This is a genomic window from Candidatus Phytoplasma phoenicium, from assembly GCF_001189415.1.
Lineage (GTDB): Bacteria > Bacillota_I > Bacilli_A > Acholeplasmatales > Acholeplasmataceae > Phytoplasma > Phytoplasma phoenicium.
This window is the reverse complement of record NZ_JPSQ01000065.1, coordinates 1-2,431: the sequence shown is the minus strand read 5'-3', so window position 1 is coordinate 2,431 and position 2,431 is coordinate 1. Positions and strand designations below refer to the sequence as shown.

At 26.5% G+C, this 2,431-nt stretch carries 3 protein-coding genes; all 3 read left to right on the top strand.

The window, feature by feature from the left end; all coding sequences use genetic code 11:
* Nucleotides 1–92 precede the first annotated feature (92 nt).
* Nucleotides 93–563, top strand: a complete 471-nt coding sequence (gene rplM, locus AlmWB_RS01585) for a 50S ribosomal protein L13 (RefSeq protein ID WP_050337415.1) — start codon at nucleotides 93–95, stop codon at nucleotides 561–563.
* A 10-nt stretch (nucleotides 564–573) separates the two neighbouring features.
* On the top strand, nucleotides 574–966 hold the full coding sequence (gene rpsI, locus AlmWB_RS01580; RefSeq protein ID WP_083993362.1) for a 30S ribosomal protein S9: 393 nt from the start codon (nucleotides 574–576) through the stop codon (nucleotides 964–966).
* Nucleotides 967–1,100: 134 nt separating this feature from the next.
* Nucleotides 1,101–2,431: glutamate--tRNA ligase (gene gltX, locus AlmWB_RS01575; protein WP_050337412.1), on the top strand; the 1,331-nt coding region annotated here is incomplete at its 3' end.

Here is a 2,431-nt window from a genome sequence, read left to right as displayed (position 1 = left end):
GTTTTAAATTTATTCATTTTTGTTAACTAAAATATTTTTTTATTTGGTAATTTAGAAAACAATAAAAATTTTTAGAGGGCATATTATCATTTATGGACATAAAAATTGATCAAAAAACTAATTTACAATTAAATAATCGTACTTTTTCTATTAATGCTCAAAAAATAAAAAGACAATGGTATATAATTGATGCCGAAGGAAAAACTTTAGGTAGATTAGCTACTAAAGTAGCTTCTGTGTTAAAAGGAAAAAATAAAACTTATTATACTCCACATATTGATAATGGAGATTATGTAACTATTATTAATGCTTCCAAGATTCATTTAACAGGAAAAAAGTGGAAACAAAAAATTTATTATAAACATTCTGGTTATCCAGGAGGGTTAACGCAAATTGTAGCCGTAGATTTAATGAAAAAGTTTCCGAGTCGTATTGTAGAAAAAGCTGTTTTTGGTATGTTACCTCATACGAAATTAGGGCGTCAAATGCGCAAAAAACTTTTTGTTTATTCTGATGCATATCATAGACATGCATCACAAAAACCTAAGGTTTTAGAGGTATAAAAAAGAGATGATGGATAAAAAACAATATTTCGGAACAGGTAGACGTAAGAGTGCTATAGCAAGGGTTATTTTAACTTTAGGTTCTGGAAATATTCAAATTAATAAAAGAGAATTTAACAATTATATTTCTTCTAAAGAAACTCGATTAGAAACAATTAAACCTTTAAAGTTAACGAAGGTGTTAGAAAAATACGATGTATTTGCTAACGTATATGGTGGCGGAGTAACTGCGCAGGCAGGTGCTATTCGTTTAGGTATTGCTCGTTCCTTGTTAAAAGTCGAACCAGGTTTAAGAAATATTTTAAAAAAAGCAGGTTTCCTCACAAGAGATTCTCGTTGTGTCGAACGCAAAAAATATGGTTTAAAAAAAGCACGTCGTGCTCCTCAATTTTCTAAACGTTAATTTTTTATTTTTGTGAAAAAGTTTATTTTAAGAGTCTTTGTTCAAAGAGACTCTTTTTTAATTTTAATAAATATTTGAATATTTTTCATTCCTGAAATATATGTTATTAAGATTTTAAGTAAAAGAGGTTAATAATGAACACAATTAGAGCACGTTATGCTCCTAGTCCTACAGGTTTTTTACACATCGGAAATGCTAGAACCGCTTTATTTAATTATTTATTTACGCGTCGTTATAAAGGTGTTTTTATTATTCGTATTGAAGATACAGATTTAGCGAGAAATGTACAAAAAAGTGAAGAAACACAATTAAAAGAGTTAAAATGGTTAGGTTTAGAATGGCAAGAGGGACCAGATTGTGGAGGGCCTTTTGAGCCTTATAGACAATCTGAAAGATTAACTATTTATCAAAAATATACACAATATTTATTATATAAGAATTTAGCTTATAAAGAGTATTCGTCACATTCTTCTTCTAAATTTGTTATTCGTTTTAAAGTACCAAATAAAAAAATTTTTACTTTTCATGATCTAATAAGAGGAAAATTGATTTTTCACAGTCAAGATATTGAAGATTGGATAATCATTAAAGAAAATGGTTTTCCTACTTATAATTATGCTGTGGCAATAGATGATCATTTAATGGAAATTTCTCATATTTTTCGTGGTGAAGAACATATCACTAATACTCCCAAACAAATTATGATTTATCAAGCATTTGGATGGAAAATACCTACTTTTGCTCATATGTCTTTAATTTTAAATACAAATAAAAAAAAATTAAGTAAAAGAAATAATAATATTATTCAATTTATTCAAAAATATATTGACTTAGGTTATTTACCTGAGGCTTTATTTAATTTTTTGTCTTTATTAGGATTTGCACCTTTAACAAACCAAACGATTCTTGCACCACAAGAAATTATTCAACTTTTTGATACTAAAAGATTGATCAAAGCTCCTGCAATTTTCGATTCTCAAAAATTATCTTTTATTAATAATCAATATTTGAAAAAAATGCCTTTATTAGATTTAGTAGAACGTGTTAAAATTTTCTTTACAAGAAATAAAATTATTGTATCAAATACATGGTTGCAAAAATTCGTTGCTTTATTTCAAAATCGTATTACTTGTATTCAAGAAATAGTGGATTTTTATTATGATTTTTTTTCTTGCAAACAGGACATAAAACATTTATTACCTTTGTTAAATCATAAATCTTACTTAGATTTAATTAAAAATTTATATCAGTTGTTATTTTCATTATCATCTTCTTGTACAAATGTTGAATTAAAAAAAATGGTTTCCCAACTGCAAACACGAACACATTTAAAAGGAAAAGATTTTTTTATGACAGTCAGAATAGCTTGTACAGGAAAAAATCACGGCCCTGCTTTATTAGAATATTTGGAATTATTAGGTAAAGAAAAAATTTTAAATAATATAAATAACATTATATCTTGTAT